Here is a 19,221-nt window from a genome sequence, read left to right on the forward strand (position 1 = left end):
GTTTTTCCTCGATGTTGCTTCCATGTTTATATATGTGGCACTTGGGTCTAAAATAAGCCCTTTTCTCTCAAGATCTCGTAGTATGAATTTCGTTAATCGTACCGTGGGGAGTGTATTTATTCTTCTTGGAGGAGCTTTAGCGGTATCTTCGGGTGCCAACAATAATACCTAATATCAATAAATACAAAAATTTGGCTGGCTATTTTTCTTTAAAGTCGCTGCGACCTCAATGGTGGCTAAACGGACTATTTATTGCGATAAATCTTAGTCAGCTAACCTAAGAAACGACCGATAGCTAGCTTTCGCTTAACGCAAAGAATGGTGAGCTTCCACATTTAGTTGATTTTTCCTATTGGGTGTTTCCATTTTTATTTAGATAACTCCAACTTTACTCAGCTTCTACACCTAGTTTCACATCTTGCTTTGTGCCTTTGTTTTCAACGGTGAAAAAGTACTGCGGTGTAATTGCCAACAGAGCAGATAAATCAAACTATAAAGCACCATTCCTCCAGTAAGTACGCCATTCCAGCTTCCATACTGCCAGCAGGCAATTAAGTAAAAACCACCTAGGCTACCGCCAACATAATAGTGTACAAGGTATAACGCAGTGGCAGTGGCTTTCGCTGCACTCGCTTTTTGACTTACCCATGCATAAGCAAGTGAGTGGGTGAAAAAAGCGCCAGAACTAATAAGCAACAAACCCATAAGCATTGCGGGTAATGAGTCATAAGCTGCAACCCACATGCCTATTGCACTAATTGTTGTTCCTAATACTATGCCACTAATCGGGTTATAATTTTGGCTCCAACGGCCACTTAACTTTGCGGTAATTGTACCGGTGAGATAACACAAGAAAATCATCGAGGTTAAGCTAATTGACAGTGAATAGGGTGGTGCGACAAGACGAAATCCCATTACCGTGTAAAGGTTAACAAACAATGAGAAATTTAGTCCACCAATCATCATAGCCAACCACAATTTACGCTCTTTCAAATGGCCAATAACATGACGACTATGAACGCGAAACTGCCCCTTTGTTGGGATGAAATTTTGCTGTTCGGGTAACAGTCTGTTAACGAGTAACGCACCGAATAAACTGAAAATAGCCATACCTATTACCGCGAGTTCCCATCCCCAATATTCAGTGATAAAACCACCATATAAACGCCCAAAAATTCCCCCTAATGAATTAGCACTAATATAGCCACCGATCGCAAGTATTAAGGCTGTTGGGGTAAATTCTTCAGCCATATATGCCACAGCAACGGCTATAAAACCAGCAAGAGAGATGCCCATCACCGCGCGTGTTAACGTTAATGTTAGCAATGAATCGGCTAGCAACATGGCTATACCCGTAAATGGTAATAAAAAAAGACTCAGTATCATGACCTTACGATGGCCAATCATTTCTGAACCGATAGCCCATGGCACAAGAGTAAGCGCTAACGTTAACGTACATGCCGCGAGTAACCAGTTAATTTCAATGGCACTGGCGCTAAAGGTTTCAGCCATCAAGGGCAACATAGGTTGGAACATGTACAAGTTGCAAAATACGAGGAAAGACCCTAAGGCTAACGCGAAGCTTGCTCGGCGGTAAGCGGGTGTTTTTATTTCAATCATGGTGATGAGACTCAGACAGTGACATTTAATAACGATCACTATTAAAAAAAATAATTAAACAGTAGCAATATTGTAAAGATAATAAGTGTGTATTGATAACGATAACTTTTATAACCAAGCTTATCGTTATCAAAATTAACAACAGCCAAAGTTAATTGCAAATTATCGAGCCCTCTTCAGGATTAGCACATTAGTCAAGTCGGGTGCTTGATAATTACCGCTAGAGAACGCCTGGTTAGATTTATGATGCACTAAAGGTGATTTTTACCTGGTATTCGCTGCAGCTTTCTTTGCGGTGAAAGCCAACTGAGTCGCAAAAATTTAGAACACCGAAGTGATGGGTGAGAAGATGAAATGCTGACTTTAAGTCCAGTGTTTGTTATTGATGTTTGCGCTCACGACAACTACGGCTGCATATTTATGGTCATTATATAGGCACTGAATACTGACCAAAAATGTGCAGCAGTGCATAATATTTCGATGGAGTTGAGCGAATAATATACTTGTGCTGATGTTATCGTTGGTATTAATTTTTAGGATGTATTACTTACCTTAACAATGCCATGAGCTCAGTAAAAATAAATAACGGCTATTATGTTAAGTTTTCTCTAACTGCTTATCGGCTAATACTTGCTGCAACTGATTATTGGCTTCTTCCGTGAAAAGTAAGGAGGTTGACACTTCTTTAATATATTCATCATCAATAGCGCTATGCGCGAGTCTTAGCTCAAGTTGGCTAATGATTTTTGCTTCATAAACATAACAGGCTAGGGGCATTTTATGGTGCAATGTGGGTAATAATGCTGCGCGTTTAACTTTTGCTTGTAAGGCTAATGCGTCTAATATTGAATCAGGAAAATTCCAATGTTTAGCAATAAAATAAGTCAGTTTCTTTGATTCTTTAGCCATCAAATTTTTAAATAAGGTAGAGTTTGGCTGACAATCTGGATGAACAATAGCAAACGCATCAGTGAGTAACTGATAAATGACAAGGTCGCCTAAATTACAAATTAAACCGATAAAGTAAGCTTGAGCTGCACTATCTTTTATGGACGATTTAGCAACCAGTGCTTTTGCTGTTATGCCGGTAGATAAGCTATGTTGCCATATTTTCTGACCATATTGTCTAAAGTAAATAGTTGAATTTGGTACTAGCTTATTAACAAAGCCGTTAATAACGCCTTCTGATAAACCGTTGGCACCTAACAGCAAAAAAGCAGATTTAAGATCCGTGATCTCTTTATTGTTACGATTATAATAAACCGAATTAGCTAGCTCGATAACCTTTGCGGCAATGGCGGGCTCTTGCTGAATTAATTGGATTAAAGCTTCAGTATCAAAGTCTTGGTTATTTATCTGCTGAATAATTTTTGTTAAAGATAAGGGTAATATAGGTAATACATCTAAAATCAATTTTGGATTTTTCAATAAACCTTGTATTTTTGATGATATAAGTTGCGATAGTTCATGGTCATTTGGTGACTCTACCTGGTTAGATTCGCCTAATAGGTAGTCATAAAAATTTTGTTGATATTCATCTTCAAATGAGTAAAACATCAGTCCATCGTGGTTTGTATTATTGTTTATATTACGATTTTTATTAGCCTGTTGATTTTCAACTTCTTTTTCTGAATCAACACCTTGTCTGCTTTCTTCGAAAAAATATACATTAGGGGTACTACTTTCAGGTTTTTGAAATAATTGACTTAATAGTTTGTTGAACATAGCTATAAAAAACACTTAAAGGGTTAAAAGGATGTCAGTATTGAAAAAGGCCACTAAGTTAACATCCAAGTTTTTACCGAGCTTTTTTCTTATTATTGTAATTTTATTTTGTTTGATAATAACTTAATTTTGTAGACAAAATTAGTTTTATTTACGCTTTAATAAACAAATGTTTGAGCCAGATAAATATAAAATTTAGCCTGAGTTGATGCGGTAATTAATGAGTGAATTAATGACTGAATTAAGCGCTTAAAAATCAGCCACTATAGCGATTAAAATATCAACTCGAAGCTGGCGTTAATTACATCATCACCCATGACAAAAGTGTGCTTGGTCCAGCTATTTTTGCGCTAGTGCTTAAGGCTAATTTTGCTAAAGCCACTGAGCTGAAACTATTGTTTAGTGGCAGTATATGCGAGTGATTATTAGTGCCGTTAGTTAGAGCTGCTAACATTAACGTCATTAGTGTTATTTTTAGTACTGTAGTTAACCCCTGAAAATATTAACTTTAGCTCGAGGTTAGCCGCAAATTATCATTTAAATTACTCTGAGCAAGTTATGACAACATTATTGCTACTATCTTGGACATTATCAGGCTATTTTTCTTGTCGCTTGTTTTTACCCGTGTAAAATACCGCTATTATTTCTTTCTTGTTTATTGTGTAAAACTTACCTATGTTCGAATTAAAATATCAAACCCCTAAAGCTTGGGCCGATGCAGTGCTGAATGACTTCGACACCTTCTTAACTGATCATGCCGCAGCAGAAAAAAAAGCCTCAGGTATGGCGATGTCGATGATCTCTCATTATCCAGATCGAAAATCAGTAGTGAAAGCGATGGCAGACTTAGCTATTGAAGAACTTATTCACTTTAAACAGGTACTAAAATTAATTTATGCCCGTGGCGGACAATTAGGCGCGGATGAAAAAGACCCTTACATTAACCAAATTAGAAAGGTTTTTCGTAATGGTAGCGATGTGTTTTTTATGGACCGATTAATCGTGGGCGGCGTAATTGAAGCGCGTGGTCATGAACGATTTTTTTTGATCGCACAAGCGCTACCAGAAGGCAAAGACAAAGAATTTTATCAAACTATCGCTAAATCAGAAGAAAAGCATAAAAATTTATTTATTGAATTAGCTTACGAATATTTTCCTAAAGCAGACGTTGATCAACGTTTAGCCGAAGTTTTAGACATTGAAGCAGACATTTGTGCGGCGCTACCTTTTCGTGCGGCCTTGCATTAATGTGCAATGCGGCATTTAGGTCATCGCCTTGAAACTGATTTTTTCTTCAAGTACTACAAAAGCACGTAAGCTTTTAAGGTAATAAGCACCATGACTAACAACAGCGCTGCGCAACAACAGCATAAAACATGCGCTAAATATTTAGCCCATTATGCTGAGCCAGAAGCACTATTGCTGGCGTCGTTTCCAGAACAGGGCAGCTATCAGCACGTGCTTGTTATTCCAGCGTTTGAAGAGTCTGCGCAATTTATTGACCGATTTATTGCCTCGACACTGGTTGAGCAACAATGTTTGCTAATCGTCGTAATTAATCAGCCCGACAGCGATTTTGGCCGTCAGCACCAACAAGCGCAAAGTGACTTAGCGCAAAGTATTACTGAACGGGGTGAACTGGTTTGGCAGCAAGGTAATTTAAGCTTAATTGACCTGTGCCATTCGAGTCGCCATAAAAAGCTTAATGCGTCAATCTTAATGGTTAATCGTTACAGCCAACCGATTCCTGGGGATCAAGGCGTAGGTTTAGCAAGAAAAATTGGCGCAGACTTAGCGATAACATTATTTACTCAAGGTCATATTAATGCTTCGTGGGTACATTCAACAGACGCTGACGCCTATTTACCTGATAATTATTTTACCGCTCATGCTGTTAATAATGTAGCGCTTAAGCATGCCGTTGCTACTTGTTGTAATTTTTATCATTACAGTGAACACCAAGCCATTCATCAAGCCAATTTACGCTACGAAAACGCTTTACGCTATTACGTTGCTGGTTTGCACTATGCGCAATCACCTTATGCTTATTTTACCATTGGCAGTATTTTATCTTTTGATATGCTGGCCTACTGTCAGGCGCGAGGTTTTCCTAAACGCAATGCCGGTGAAGACTTTTACCTGTTAAACAAGCTGGCTAAATTGGGTGAGGTGGTTTACTTAGCCGAGGTAACGATAAAATTAGAAGCTAGGCCTTCACAGCGCGTGCCTTTTGGTACTGGGCCAGCAGTGCAAAATATCATGCAACTTGTCGAACAAGGGCTAGATTATCAATACTATAATCCAGCCGTTTTTGTGCAATTAAAAGCCTGTTTACAAGCATTTGAACGGCTATGGCAATATCGACAACAACCTGAACTATGGCTAGTTTTTTTACCTAAAAATAGCCAGCAGGCTTTAATCAGTATAGGTTTACTGAATTTTGTGGCTAAGCAAAAAGTGAACAAGCAAGCACAATTTAACAAACAACTGACGGTATGGTTTGATAGTTTTAAAACTTTGAAGTTTATTCACGCGCTACGCGACTTAGGCTTAGAGAATATAGCCCTAGAACAAGCGATAGCTGATGCACCGTTTAGTATGAGTTAGTTACCTCAGCTTTTTTACTATCAATGGGGTCAAAATATAAATGGTCTATCAATGGGGTAAGTATCAATAAGATCAGAGTCGTTGATATGCTCAATCTAAAGAAATAAACCAGTGTAAACTAGGCTTTATTCTCTTGAGTTAAATGAACTCAGTGTTGCCGCGAAAGAATTAAGCGTATCAAAAAATATCAAGCCAAACATTAACGGCTTTATAGCGCTGCATGAAGCCAGCGTAAACTGACTTTTTATCGCGTTAATCAAACTGATAGTTATTTGAGCGTTATTTGAAAGTTATTGGCTAGTGATTATTGATTTATTTTTAGTAAAGCTAGCTATGAAAGATAATTATTGACGCTATTAACGACATAAAATAGGCAATCAGAACGGACAATATGGCTTTGATTTGACGCCATGAACATTTTCAAGTTGGTTGCACAGAGCAATTTATTATCAACCATTTTAAAGTACTGTTCGATCACGTTTACGCCTTGGTCGTTTAACATTTCAAGGTTTTCTAAACCCTTATCATCAAGCCAGCCTAATAGCAGCCCCTCACAGCATCCACCATAGTTAAATTGTTCAATATTTTGTCGCAAGGTTACGCCACTATAGCCTTCGTCACGTTTGCTAAAGGATAGTTTGCGCTCTGCTTTAATGACTAAACGCAAAGGTTTGTAAAGAATTTGCACGGCCTTATCTTGTGGTAAAGTAGCATGACCATCGCAAAGGGTAAATTTTTTGATACCATTATAAGCAACATCATGCGCTTGGTCATCACAATTACCACCACACTCAATCGTAACTACAGGGCAGGAGAAATTCAGCTCCATCATAGCGCCAATGCTAATATCAGATAAAATCAAGGTATCGCAAAAATAAGACGTAATCGACAACACATTGGGATTAATCAGCGTACTGACGGCAAAGGCAGGGCCATTACCTGAAGTATTATGTAAATCAATAATGGCTGTAGGGTTAACCTCGCGTATGGCATTTTCTATTAATTTCGCTCGTTGAATATAGCCGTCAATATTTTTATTTTTTCCATCAATACCGCCTCGAATGCTTTTTTCGTTAAAACAGCGATTTAAATCAATGCCCTCGGGCAGGTATCTGTGATGAAATAAATGCTGATAAGTAGCCGCTTCAACAGATGAAATAATGATGCGAATATTCGTTTTAGGTCGAGGTAATCTATTTCCTGTGGTGAGCCATCTATGTATGGCTATCAGCCCTGAGGGTTCATTACCCTGTAATAATGTTGAAATAACTCGCCATTCATTATTGTTTTCGCCATGGATATCTATAACGGTAGGGCCAATTAACGATAACAAAAACTGCTGATGATCGGCATGTAATGTAAGACTAGATGGGTTAACTAAATAGCTTATTTCGCTAAAATCGACATCCATAAATTATCTCCGAAATGCGACCTATAATCGCGCATGTTTGTTGAGTCAGTTGCTGTTAATGATAAAGGTAAACTCGACCATTATTCGAAAATGATGCAAGAATGATTCGACCATTATTAGGCCACTATTCTCGACCTCTGTTCGATAGTGAAAGCACAACTGAGCTAAAAAATAGCGATATATCAAGAGAAAGTTCATGCTTATTTACTGTCTCGATTTACACATTTGGCTAGCATGCCACAAGGCCATATTGTGGTTTGTTGACTAAGGTCAAATAAGCGGCGTTTTTTTGCGCTATTTTTTGGCCAATGACAGTTTTTTTGATTTCAATACTATTTTTTAGGGTTTTATTACTTCACTTACTTCACTTACTACGGCATCTACTGCTGCATTTAGTGTGCACATAATCTTATGAGGGTTTATTTTACTTGGTATTCGTTGAATAATTAATTATGCTAATGTTTCAATAAGAAGGAACGACAAGTATGCAAACCGTGGTTGCCAATGTTTTGGCTCAAATTGAATCTGTCGTTATTGGCAAACCCCATCAAGTGAAATTAGCCTTGGCGTGTTTGTTCGCTAAAGGCCATATTTTAATTGAAGACTTACCCGGTATGGGCAAAACTACCTTAGCTAACACCTTAGCCTTAACTTTAGGCTTGTCATATCAACGTATTCAATTTACGTCAGATTTAATGCCAGCCGATGTTATTGGTATTGCTATTTTTGATGAAGCGACAAAGTTATTTCAATTACATCCGGGCGCAATATTTAATCAAGTGGTGTTAGCTGACGAAGTGAACCGCGCCAGTCCTAAAACCCAAAGCGCTTTGCTAGAGGCTATGGAGGAAGGACGAGTGAGTGTTGACGGTGTAACCCATCTATTACCTGAGCCATTTTTTGTTATAGCGACACAAAACCCCATGTCACATGCGGGCACTTATCCGTTGCCAGAGTCGCAATTAGACCGTTTTATGATGCGAATTTCTTTAGGGTTTCCTAGCATAGATGCCGAACGTAAAATTTTACAATCAGTAACATCACACCGCGATGTTATGGCTATTAGGCCTTTTCTTGGTGTTGAGCAATTACGAGAAATACAACAGCATATTGCGACTATTTGTGTTGCGCCTGCTATTGTAGATTATGTGATTGCACTATGCAGAGTGAGCCGACAAAGTGAGTCGCAAGCTAAGGCGTTATCGCCGCGTGCAGGAAAATCATTGCTGGCAGCCGCCAAGTCATGGGCTTTTATGCAAAATCGTGATTATGTTATACCCGAAGATATTCAAGCGGTATTCTCCCCAGTATGTGAACATAGACTAGCGCCACAACATCATCATATGTTTGAGCAAGCGGATGAAATTTCTCAGCAAATATTGTCGCAGGTTGACCCGACTAACCCATTGCTTTAAGGCTGTAATTTAATTTAAATTAAATTACTAAGTTAAATTATGAATTTAAGCTATGAAGCTAAGTTATAAAGTTAAGTGATCGCCATCGAGTAAAAAGGGGGCGTTAGTTGTTAAGCAAAGGAAAAAACACCGTGTTCTCTTCGATAAGCACAGGCTCGATAATCGCTAGCTTGAAAAGCGTACTGCATAAGTACTTTAATGCTTGGCTAACTCGTCGAATTCCGCAAGCCAGCCGGCAACAAATCAATCATCGTAATATTTTTATTATGCCCACACGTTTTGGTGCCGGTTTGTTAATGTTTATGCTGTTGCTATTTTTACTGGGCACCAATTATCAGAATAATGTCATTATATTGATCAGCTATTTGTTAGTCAGTTTTTTCATTGTGGTTTTGCATCATAGTTTTTTTAATCTTTCTGGCTTACAGTTTCAAGCGACAAATGGATTGCAAGGCTTTGTTGATTCACCGTTGTACTTTCCACTAGTGATCACCAGTAAAAAAGTGCGCTTTACTATTAGCTTTTCTTTTGATCAAGCAAGGGTAAAGACCGAACAAGTACTTGATCACAGCGTGGACGAAAATAAATCAAGCAAGCGTAAACCAAGCAAGCGTAAACCAAGCAAGAGTAAACCAAGTAACAGTGCGCTTAGTAAAATAACATTGGCACAACTCGAAATAGGTGAAAACAACATTCGGATACCTTATCGGATTTGTCAACGAGGCCAATATCCACTGGGTCGCGTGTTAATTATCAGCGAATTTGGCTTTGGGTTATTTAAAGCTTGGACCCGATTAGACTTTGCTCAGCAAGTTACCGCTTATCCAAAGCCTATCGCCAATGCTTGGACCGATAAGCAACAAAACCTGGCGATTGAAGTGGTGGAAAATAACCTTGAAAGTTACCAAGACAGTTTTCAATCGGGCCAAGATGAATTTCACCAATTGCAACATTATCAACTGGGTGAACCCCTGAGTCGTGTGGCATGGAAGCATGTGGCACAAGGACAAGGTTGGTTAACAAAACAATATCAACAAGCCTTATCAGGCAAGTTGCAGTTAGACTTTGAGCGCCTGCCAAACGGTACACTTGAACAGCGTTTAAGTTGGTTAAGTTATGCGATTAAAGACTGTAGCACTAAGCAAATTGCCTTTTCATTGAAACTACCGAACCAAGTGGTTGAGTATGACCATAGTGCACAACATACCTTAAAATGCTTAACCGCATTGGCACGTTATTGAGTGCATGATGACAAAAATAATTAAACCCAGCGTTAAGCAACACCTTAAACCCAGTCTTAAACTCAGTCTTAAACCCAGTTTTAAACAAAAATTTAAGCCCAGAAAAAGTAAAAATCCTAGTGAAAAGAATGATCTAAAACTTACTAGTCAAATGTACTTTTGTTTATTGATTTTTCAGCTACTTAACCTTGCAACCTTAGTTATACAGTTGCACCTGCTATATTTGTTGTTTGCCACTTTTGCCTTGGCGTTGCAGTTTATTGTGCATTTGAATATTGCTCGCAAAGGCGCTCTGGTATCAAGGCTAAGCCAATCGATAAAAAGCTATGTAACACCTAAAATATTACCGCCTTGGTTGATGCTACTATTGGCTATTTCAGGTAGTGTGGCTATCGCTGTTGCGGGGCAAACATTAGGGCTTTTGCTGAGCATGATGCATTTATTATGCTTCGCTTATAGTTTAAAGATGTTTGAAATACCGAGGCGAAAAGATTTATATCAACTGGTGGTATTAGGCATTTTTGTTGCCACCTCTTCATTAATTTTTATTCAATCTATTTATTTTTCATTGGCTGTCATTGTTTTAGTTTTTGGCAATTTAATGATTCTACTTAACTTATTTGCACCCACAATGGCGGTATGGGCACAAGCTAAATTAGTCGCTAAACTTGGCTTATATTCAGTGCCTTTAGCGGTGGCGTTATTTGTCGGATTTCCCAAGCTAAGTCCCTTTTGGCAAGTGCCAAGTGTTGAATCAGCAAAAGTTGGTCTGTCTGATAGCGTAAAAATTGGCGATATTGCGCAATTAGCTTTGTCGGATGAATTGGCGTTTCGAGTCAGTTTTCAAAACAGTAACCCTGAACATGCACAGCTGTATTGGCGGGCGATGGTATTAGATGATTTTGATGGCGTAACTTGGCGACAAAGCCGTCGAGACCTAAGTCAAAATAGTCAAAATAGTCAAAATAGTCAAAATAGTCAAAATGCTCAAAGTAGCTATGGTTCAGCTACCTTGGAGCAGGCGAACAGTTCAGCCGATATTGAACTAGGTGGCACAGGATTAAGCTATCAGGTGATTGCTGAGCCTAGTTTTCAATCTTGGTTATTTGCGCTCGATTTCGCCACCAGTGAGCAAGGCAATATTGGCCGGCGTAATGACTTTGCCTTGTTTTATCGCGGTATTATTAGTCAAACATTAAGCTATCAAGTCACCAGTTATCCAGCAGCCAAAATGTCAGCGACATTGTCTGATGCTAGCCGTGCTTTAAATTTGCTATTAAGCACTGATAACAACCCTAAATTGCTCGCTAAAGGCCAACAATTGCGTCAGCAGTATCATGATGACCGCCAGTTAATTAATCAGGTGTTAACTGAACTTAATGAAGAAAACTATTATTACACCTTGCAGCCGCCTCGGCTGAATAACCATAGTTTAGATCAGTTTTATTTCGACACTCGGGCGGGATTTTGCGAGCATTATGCCAGTAGCTTTACTTATTTAATGCGTGCTGCCGGTATTCCTGCTCGCATGGTGGTTGGTTACTTAGGCGGCGAGTTCAATCTCAGTGGTAATTATTTAAGTGTTTATCAGCGCAATGCCCATGCTTGGTCTGAGGTCTGGTTACCCAACAGCGGTTGGCAGCGCATTGACCCAACGGCAGCGGTAGATCCAGAACGTGTTGAAAGGGGATTTTCGACTAGCTTAATGCAGGAATATGATGATTTATCTTCCGGACTTTTTTCGCTGCAACCATTACGTGCCATGTGGTGGTATAAGCAACTTAAAATGCAAATTGACGCCATTGACTACCAATGGACACGTTGGGTTATTGGTTATACGGGCCAAAAGCAATCGCGTGTTATGGCGCAGCTGTTAGCGAGTTTAAAGCAGGGTAAAAATATTTTATATTTTTTGCTGATATTAGCTGGCGCGGTCTTGCTGTTTTATGGCTATAAAGTTGTTAAGGGCAAGGCGAAAGGGAACACTGAGGATAAAATTAAAGCCCTGTATTTAAAAACCCTAAAATTAATGGCGCAGCATCAATTGGTCAAAGCAAGGTCGATGACCGCGCAACAGTTTGCTGATGTTATTGCTACAGCTCGACCCGAGTTGTCAGCGAACTTTTGTGCGATATCAAACGGCTTTGCACAACTAAGCTATCAAAGGTTTGCTGATGATATTAGCCAACAAGAGCGTGATAAGCAGTTAATAAAACTACAACTTAGCTATCGGCAACTTCGTTGGCAATTATGGCTAGCCAAGCTGGGCATTGGCTAGTATTCATTGGCTAATGTTAACGGGAAATGTTAACGGGGAATGTTAAAAGGCAATAGCTAATATTAATGCTGTTTTGATTTTAACCAAACCACTGTGCCAACAATAACAAAGAAAAATAGGCTGAAAAATAATATCACCATGACCTGACGTTTTTGTTTACTGGTTAAATCTAAGCGTTCAACCTTTATAACCTTCGCACTTAAAAAATTCTGATAGTCTGTCTCGGCTAACCAGTTAACAATATTTAGCCCCATTTGGGCATTACTGTATTGATTAATATACACATTAGTTAAAAAGTCTGCATCGGTGAAAACAATCATTCGGGTATCAGAACGGGGCGCTTGCACTTTATTCGGGCTAGCAGTTATCTCTTTATGCTCTTCAAGTACCACATAAGAAATGGGCACTGGACCAGGGGTGTCTATACCTTGATCATATTGAATCGCTAAATTTCTGTTGGTTTCTGCCCAACTTTTTTCTGTTGATGCTGTCGCGGCAATAACCGCTAACTTAATGCTTGGGCGACGTTGGGCTAACATCTCAATGGAGCGCGGCCTAACGTAAAAGGTATAATCTAAACCTTGGGTAATGGCTTTATGCTTTTGGTAGTTTTTGGTGGCAGGACTGCCAACATCGTTACCGACATGGTTGGTTAAATCAACCACAATGTCGGATTTAACCTTAAGTCCCCACTGATTAATAATGCTATTTAATGACGGATTTTGCTCTAGCTGTTCTACTGTTAGTGGCTTATCAGGCGTGGTAACTCTGGTATGTTCAACCAGAAATAAGGCATCACCACCCGCGCTTAAATAATCAATGATTAACTTATCCTCTTGTGTTGTAAGTTCAGTGCGAGCACCGGCAATAACTAGCACATCGCAATCAGCAGGGATCGACTGAGTTATACCTAACATCAGTGGTTTACTGTTAATATTGTTATCAGCCAATAACTGTTTAAAGGTCGATAAACCGACATTGTCGGTGTTTGCCAGTGAATATTCACCGTGGCCAGTGAGAAAGTAAAGCTGTCTTGGCGGGCTACTAGCGCGAGCAATAGCATTAGTGAGTTTTTCTTCTGTCAGTGCGTCATCGCTAAAATCAACATCTTTGCGGCCATTAATTGATTGGACAATAACTTTACGTTCGGCACCACTGACTACATTGCCAAACTTAGCAGCGAATGAAATATTCTCTATTGGGTCAATTATTTGCGTGCTGATCAGGCCAGCAGAAAGCCTTTCATATTCCTTAAATAAATCTTGTAAATATTTTGGTGGCAAACCGACATAAAACGCGGTTAATTCAACTTTTTCTTTCAGTGTACTAATAAACTCGGTAGTGTTTTTAGTTAAGGTATGTTGCTGACTTGCCGTGACATCCCATCGCGTGGTTATGCTATTGGCCGCATAATGACTGGTAGCCAAAAAACCTATACTCACGATGATCATAGTAAAAATAAGGCAGACTTTTTTTCCTTGTGGGCCAATAAAAATGGGCTTAGCCTTGCCTTGATTAGTATCAGTTGAATTAGTGGCGTTGAATGCCGCCTTTATCGCCTTAGCGTCAGTCTGATTAAGCTGACTGTTAAGCTTGAGCAAAACTAAAAATGCTATGCCGCCGCCTAATGTAAGGCCACTAGCAAGACTTAATGACAGCAAAGAAAATTGCGCATCGATATAAAATAACGCTAAACCTAATATAAATAGCAAGAGCGCTGCGCCAATCAACGTAGGTAATAACTTTTTAAGCAGTAAAGTTTTATTGTTTTTAATCATCATTTATTGCCACAACCTATGGTTGATGCTCAAGCCAGTTAATATCAAGCAGAGCACAATGCCGGCTAAGTAATAGACAACATCGCTGGCCGTGATAATACCCATAGCGAAATTTTCAAGATGGCTACGCGTGCTGAGTTGGATCAAAAAGTTTTCTGCAAAGCCAGTGAAATACTTGGTAAAGCTGATTGAAAAATACAGTGAGAATAGGATCAGGTACGAGGTCATCGCGGCAATAATTTGATTTCGTGTCCACGACGAGGTCAGTAAACCTATGGCGATGAAAAGTGCGCCTTCTAACCAAATACCCACATAACCCGATAAAATACTGTAAGGGTCGGGGTTGCCATAATACTCAACAATAAAATAATAAATGCCAGTGATGCTAATTAACAGTGAGTAAAAAATTAGCATACTAAAGTATTTACCTAACACGATCATACTCGGTGTTAAGGGGGCAGTGAGCAAAAACTCCATGGTGCCGTTAGCTTTTTCTTCGGCAAATAACTTCATGGTTAATAAAGGGATGATAAAAATAAACATAAACTCCATCACTTGAAAGATGTCTCGTAATGACACTTCTCTATTTTGCTCTATCAACATATAAAAAAGCACATTAAATAATAACAAACAAGCAATGAGAATAATGTAGGCCACAGGGCTACTAAAGTAGCTATGTAGCTCTTTTTTGGTCAGTGCGATAATTTTATTCATCAGTAATTACTTACATTTTGGCTTGGCGTTTGTATAGTTTTTTTTGATGAGACAGGTGCTGACTCTTGGTGATGGTTAAAAAATATTTGCTCTAAGGTTAATGCTTGAGCTTGGCTGTTTTCATCAGTGTTATTTATACTGCCTTTTAGTAAGGTTTGTAATGACTGATCAATAATAAGTTGCCCAGATTTAATCATTAAAATACGTTGGGCTATTTTTTCAATTTCAGGCAAGGTATGTGTGCTCAGTAACACGGTTCTTTGTTCTTTTTGGTTATTAATAAGTGCTAATACTTGTTGAACTTGCATGGGGTCAAGGCCACTGGTGGGCTCATCTAAAATAAGTAATTTAGGCTCATGAATAATCGCTTGAGCAATACCCACTCTTTGTTTATAGCCTTTAGATAAGGTTGAAATAGTTTTGTGTTTAACCTGCTCTAATTGGCAGTCTTCTAATACTTTAGCGAGCTGAACAGCTTGTTTTTTCGCGGCAACGCCTTTTATTTCAGCCGCAAACTTTACATACTGCAATACGGTCATATTGGTATACAAAGGCGGATTTTCGGGTAGGTAACCAATTTTTTTCCGGATAGTTAACGAGTGTTTAGTGATGTCGTCGCCATCAATGAAAATTCTGCCAGAAGAGGGGGCAAGAAAAGCGGTTATCATCCGCATTAATGTCGTTTTACCCGCGCCATTTTTACCTAAAAAGCCAACAATATCGCCTTGGTTAATTTCAAAGCTAACATTATCTACCGCCTGCAGTGCGCCAAAGTTTTTACTGATATGCTCAACTGTTAAAATACTCACTCAATAGCCTTATATAATTACGCTTAATAAATCTGACTTCAATATTATTTGATCATAAATATTTGATCATAAATATTATTGTTAACACAGATTATCTATGACATTACTCATGTCTGCTAGTTTTTATACTTAGGTCAATATAAGCGCCAGCCACTAGTTTGAAGCTATTTTTTCACTGCGCGTGTTTTACAACATTATAGTGAGGTAAAACAGCAATAATACTCATAGTTAGACTTAGCCACTAGTAAAATAGCATTAATAAAGCGCGGTCAAAAAACGCGATTAACCAATAAAAAACACTAAAGCAGTGTAGCACGAACAAACTGTTTTAGTGTTTTATAAACAACACCTTGCTACTATTTACTAAATATAAGTATCAAGATTTTTTTGCATGATTTTGGCGGTACATTCACTTGGCAATATTATCTATAAAAAGTGATTTTTTCATCTTATCCAATTTTAGTCATTGTTGTTATAGACAGTTAGCTATTATTTCTTTTTGAGGTGAAAAATAAGACAAATAGCTAGTTTATCTATAAGCGAGCATTGGTAATACTGGCAAAGTTTTGTTATTAATATATAAAATAAATCAGAGGGAAGTTTCTCTGATTAAATGCTTAGGTGAATTTAATTATGAAAATAGTATATTCCAACGAAAGTCTTTTACTGGTTAGCAATATTAAAAATCTTATTGAAGCACAAGGAATAAGCACATTTATTAAAAATGAATTTTCTCAGGGCGCTATAGGAGAAATCTCCGCTTTCGACTCTTGGCCTGAAGTTTGGGTTACAGATGATGTCGACTTGGAACGTGCGACAGAAATATTAGACTCATCACAGAGTGACATTGATGGCGAGGACTGGACCTGTACAAACTGCTCAGAGAAAAATGCCCCGTCTTTTGAAATATGTTGGAATTGCGCGTCTGAAAATTCATAACAACACGCCATGAGGTAGAGCACAGCTCTAGAGTTCAACTTACAGCAAAGGTTAATAATAGCGAGCCACTTGGTTTAATCGTGGAAAATTATTTTTTAATAAGGTTAAATGACCTGGTCTAATTACCACGAACTAACAGACATTCTTTTAATGAACCCGATTGCAATAAGTGATGCATTAACCGCTAGCAAAGTGAGTCCAACTCGTTTGATAAAGGTCACAAAAGCATAGTGCAAAGTATCAGCTTTATATTATTAAGCTATTTGTACTTTTCAGTAGATGAATCTATATAATGCTATGTGGCAAGTAAATAAATTAAAGGTCGTTGTTTAATGTTTAAAAAAGTGTTGTTGTTGTTATTTATAGTCATTAGTTTAACCAGTTGTAAGAGCATACCCAACCTCAGTTCAATTCGTAGTGCTGAAAGCTTAATTAAACAAATAAATGCTAACGATACGGATTTTATTACCATTGCTCATCAAGCGGTTGAAACTAATCGACTTATTCAGCAAGATGTCAATAATATCAAAGTGCTGCTTAAAGAGTTAAGTAAGCATATAGGTGATGTGTGGGGCGAAGCTAAGCCTCAAATACCGAGCAATAAAAAACTGGTTAAATATACTAACGACTACCAAGCGCGTGCCATTGTTGATTTTGAAAAAGGCAGCATTTTAATCGAAACGTTAGCGGCTCAGTCTGAGGCTAAAACCTTGCACAATTTACAGCGTGCCATTGTGACTACTTTATTAGCAACATCAGATCCTCGAAAAACTGATATATTTTCAAGCGAAGCGCCACAACTCTCCGGCACACCATATTTGTACCAACAGGTGCTTGATCGCGACAATAAGCCTATTCAATACTCATGGCGTGCTAATCGATTTTCTAAGTACTTAACAGAATTTAATTTACAGAAATACAACAAAAATCGAAAACAAATTTATGCTGTTAGCATTAAAATGGTTGAAAAACATCAACACTTACGTGAACAAAAATACAGTAAGCATGTACTTGCGGCGGCTAATCGTTATCAAATATCACCAGAGCTGATCTTCGGCATCATTGAAACCGAAAGTAGTTTTAACCCATTTGCTGTAAGTACCGCTAATGCCTATGGTTTGATGCAAGTTGTGCCTAGTACCGCTGGAGCTGATGTTTTTCAACGTATTAAAAAGAAAAAAGGTATGCCAAGCAAGCAGCAACTCTTTGATCCTGCTTTTAATATTGATATTGGCTCAGCCTATTTACACATTCTCAATAACAATTATTTGAAAGATGTCAGCAATGCCACCAGTCGTCATTACGCCATTATTTCAGCTTATAATGGCGGCAGCGGCAATGTATTAAAAACCTTTCATGGTAATCGTAAAACCGCGATGAAAGTACTCAATACTAAATCGCCTAAAGTTGTTTATTATCTGCTCACTAAAAAGCACCCAAAGGTAGAATCTCGTCGTTATTTAGAGAAGGTAACTAAAGCTGAAAAAACCTATTTGTAAATAGCGCTGTTGTGCAGCCCTGTTACTCGGTATCTGTGCTGATAACCGTTAAATTTCATTTAACTTGATGGACTGAAGTCCAACCTACATAGTGCCTGTGAGTGACTATATAGCGTTAGGCGTTTCTTGTAGGTCGGACTTTAGTCCGTCAACCGTCAAGCCAGTGATTACTGTCATGGGCCAAAAGAACTTGCAGCTGTGTATTACTTTTCTCACTCGGTATTTGTACTGATAACCGTTAAATTTCATTTAACTTGATGGACTGAAGTCCAACCTACATAGTGCCTGCGAGCGACTATGTAGCGTTAGGTTTTTTTTTGTAGGTCGGACTTTAGTCCGTCAACCGTAAAGCGAGTGATTACTGTCATGGGCCAAAAAAATTTGCAACTGTGTATTACTTTTCTCACTCGGTATCTGTGCTGATAACCGTTAAATTTCATTTAACTTAATGGACTGAAGTCCAACCTACATAGTGCCTGCGAGTGACTATGTAGCGTTAGACGTTTTTTAGGTCGGACTTTAGTCCGTCAACCGTTTAGCCAGTGATTACTGTCATGGGCCAAAAGAACTTGCAGCTGAGTATTACTTTTCTTACTCGGTATTTGTACTGATAACCGTTAAGTTTTATTTAACTTGATGGACTGAAGTCCAACCTACATAGTGCCTGCGAGCGACTATGTAGCGTTAGGTGTTTCTTGTAGGTCGGACTTTAGTCCGTCAACCGTTTAGCCAGTGATTACTGTCATAGGTCAAAAAAAACTTGCAGCTGTGTATTGCTTTTGTCACTCGGTATTTGTGCCGATAACCGTTAAATTTCATTTAACTTGATGGACTGAAGTCCAACCTACATAGTGCCTGCGAGCGACTATGTAGCGTTAGGTGTTTTTTTGTAGGTCGGACTTTAGTCCGTCAACCTTAAAGCCAGTGATTACTGTCATGGGCCAAATATGAATAGCCAACTATTTATCACAGGTTATTATCACTAGTTTAGTAAGACGTATGTGAAAATTATGTATTTTGGCAGGGTTTTTACAGAGAGTCTTTACAGGAACTTTGTTTCTGTGTGGATATCAGTATTAACACAAGCTATGGTTCGTTATAATGCTAGCTCAATAAGTTAGAGTCCCCGCATCCTTTTATTTCAGGTGGGAATCAAGACTAAAAAACACATACGGGCAGGGCATA

Annotated in this window: 13 protein-coding genes; 7 read left to right on the forward strand and 6 right to left on the reverse strand. The window is 38.6% G+C overall.

Annotation, left to right across the window (positions count from 1 at the left end; translation table 11 throughout):
* Positions 1-411: 411 nt before the first annotated feature.
* Both H4J61_RS08505 and H4J61_RS08510 read right to left on the reverse strand, forming a co-directional pair.
* On the reverse strand, positions 412-1,620 hold the full coding sequence (locus H4J61_RS08505) for an MFS transporter (RefSeq protein ID WP_182184728.1): 1,209 nt from the start codon (positions 1,618-1,620) through the stop codon (positions 412-414).
* A 597-nt stretch (positions 1,621-2,217) separates the two neighbouring features.
* Positions 2,218-3,345, reverse strand: a complete 1,128-nt coding sequence (locus H4J61_RS08510) for an HDOD domain-containing protein (RefSeq protein ID WP_182184730.1) — start codon at positions 3,343-3,345, stop codon at positions 2,218-2,220.
* A gap of 675 nt (positions 3,346-4,020) precedes the next feature.
* Here H4J61_RS08510 and H4J61_RS08515 point away from each other — a divergent pair.
* Positions 4,021-4,593 carry a tRNA-(ms[2]io[6]A)-hydroxylase gene (locus H4J61_RS08515; RefSeq protein ID WP_182184731.1) on the forward strand — a complete coding sequence of 191 codons (573 nt, stop codon included), beginning with the start codon at positions 4,021-4,023 and terminating at the stop codon, positions 4,591-4,593.
* Positions 4,594-4,683: 90 nt separating this feature from the next.
* Positions 4,684-5,952 carry a hypothetical protein gene (locus H4J61_RS08520; protein WP_182184733.1) on the forward strand — a complete coding sequence of 423 codons (1,269 nt, stop codon included), beginning with the start codon at positions 4,684-4,686 and terminating at the stop codon, positions 5,950-5,952.
* Between the two features lie 331 nt (positions 5,953-6,283).
* On the opposite strand, the gene H4J61_RS08525 is transcribed toward H4J61_RS08520, so the two are convergent.
* Positions 6,284-7,363, reverse strand: a complete 1,080-nt coding sequence (locus H4J61_RS08525; protein ID WP_182184735.1) for a succinylglutamate desuccinylase/aspartoacylase family protein — start codon at positions 7,361-7,363, stop codon at positions 6,284-6,286.
* A 485-nt stretch (positions 7,364-7,848) separates the two neighbouring features.
* On the opposite strand from H4J61_RS08525, the gene H4J61_RS08530 reads away from it, so the two are divergent.
* The 3 genes from H4J61_RS08530 (at position 7,849) to H4J61_RS08540 (ending at position 12,297) form a co-directional block, all read left to right on the forward strand.
* A complete protein-coding gene (locus H4J61_RS08530) occupies positions 7,849-8,778 on the forward strand; it encodes a MoxR family ATPase (RefSeq protein WP_182184737.1) in 930 nt (309 codons plus the stop codon).
* Between the two features lie 131 nt (positions 8,779-8,909).
* Positions 8,910-10,019 carry a DUF58 domain-containing protein gene (locus H4J61_RS08535; protein WP_182184739.1) on the forward strand — a complete coding sequence of 370 codons (1,110 nt, stop codon included), beginning with the start codon at positions 8,910-8,912 and terminating at the stop codon, positions 10,017-10,019.
* Positions 10,020-10,026: 7 nt separating this feature from the next.
* Positions 10,027-12,297: a DUF3488 and transglutaminase-like domain-containing protein gene (locus H4J61_RS08540; protein ID WP_182184741.1), complete on the forward strand. Its 2,271-nt coding sequence runs from the start codon at positions 10,027-10,029 to the stop codon at positions 12,295-12,297.
* Positions 12,298-12,359: 62 nt separating this feature from the next.
* On the opposite strand, the gene H4J61_RS08545 is transcribed toward H4J61_RS08540, so the two are convergent.
* Genes H4J61_RS08545 through H4J61_RS08555 form a run of 3 tightly spaced genes read right to left on the reverse strand, consistent with a single transcriptional unit; the run spans position 12,360 to position 15,598 of the window.
* A complete protein-coding gene (locus tag H4J61_RS08545; protein WP_259363213.1) occupies positions 12,360-14,078 on the reverse strand; it encodes a GldG family protein in 1,719 nt (572 codons plus the stop codon).
* Entirely contained in the window at positions 14,079-14,789 is a 711-nt protein-coding gene (locus H4J61_RS08550) for an ABC transporter permease (RefSeq protein ID WP_182184742.1), read from the reverse strand.
* Entirely contained in the window at positions 14,789-15,598 is an 810-nt protein-coding gene (locus H4J61_RS08555) for an ABC transporter ATP-binding protein (protein ID WP_310650047.1), read from the reverse strand. Before H4J61_RS08555 ends, H4J61_RS08550 begins: the two co-directional genes overlap by 1 nt.
* 633 nt (positions 15,599-16,231) lie before the next feature.
* On the opposite strand from H4J61_RS08555, the gene H4J61_RS08560 reads away from it, so the two are divergent.
* Together H4J61_RS08560 and H4J61_RS08565 are read left to right on the forward strand one after the other, a co-directional pair.
* Positions 16,232-16,537 carry a DUF2007 domain-containing protein gene (locus H4J61_RS08560; RefSeq protein WP_182184743.1) on the forward strand — a complete coding sequence of 102 codons (306 nt, stop codon included), beginning with the start codon at positions 16,232-16,234 and terminating at the stop codon, positions 16,535-16,537.
* 332 nt (positions 16,538-16,869) lie between these two features.
* On the forward strand, positions 16,870-18,036 hold the full coding sequence (locus H4J61_RS08565; RefSeq protein WP_182184744.1) for a murein transglycosylase domain-containing protein: 1,167 nt from the start codon (positions 16,870-16,872) through the stop codon (positions 18,034-18,036).
* Positions 18,037-19,221: the final 1,185 nt, after the last annotated feature.

The organism is Colwellia sp. MB3u-4 (genome assembly GCF_014077065.1).
GTDB lineage: Bacteria > Pseudomonadota > Gammaproteobacteria > Enterobacterales > Alteromonadaceae > Cognaticolwellia.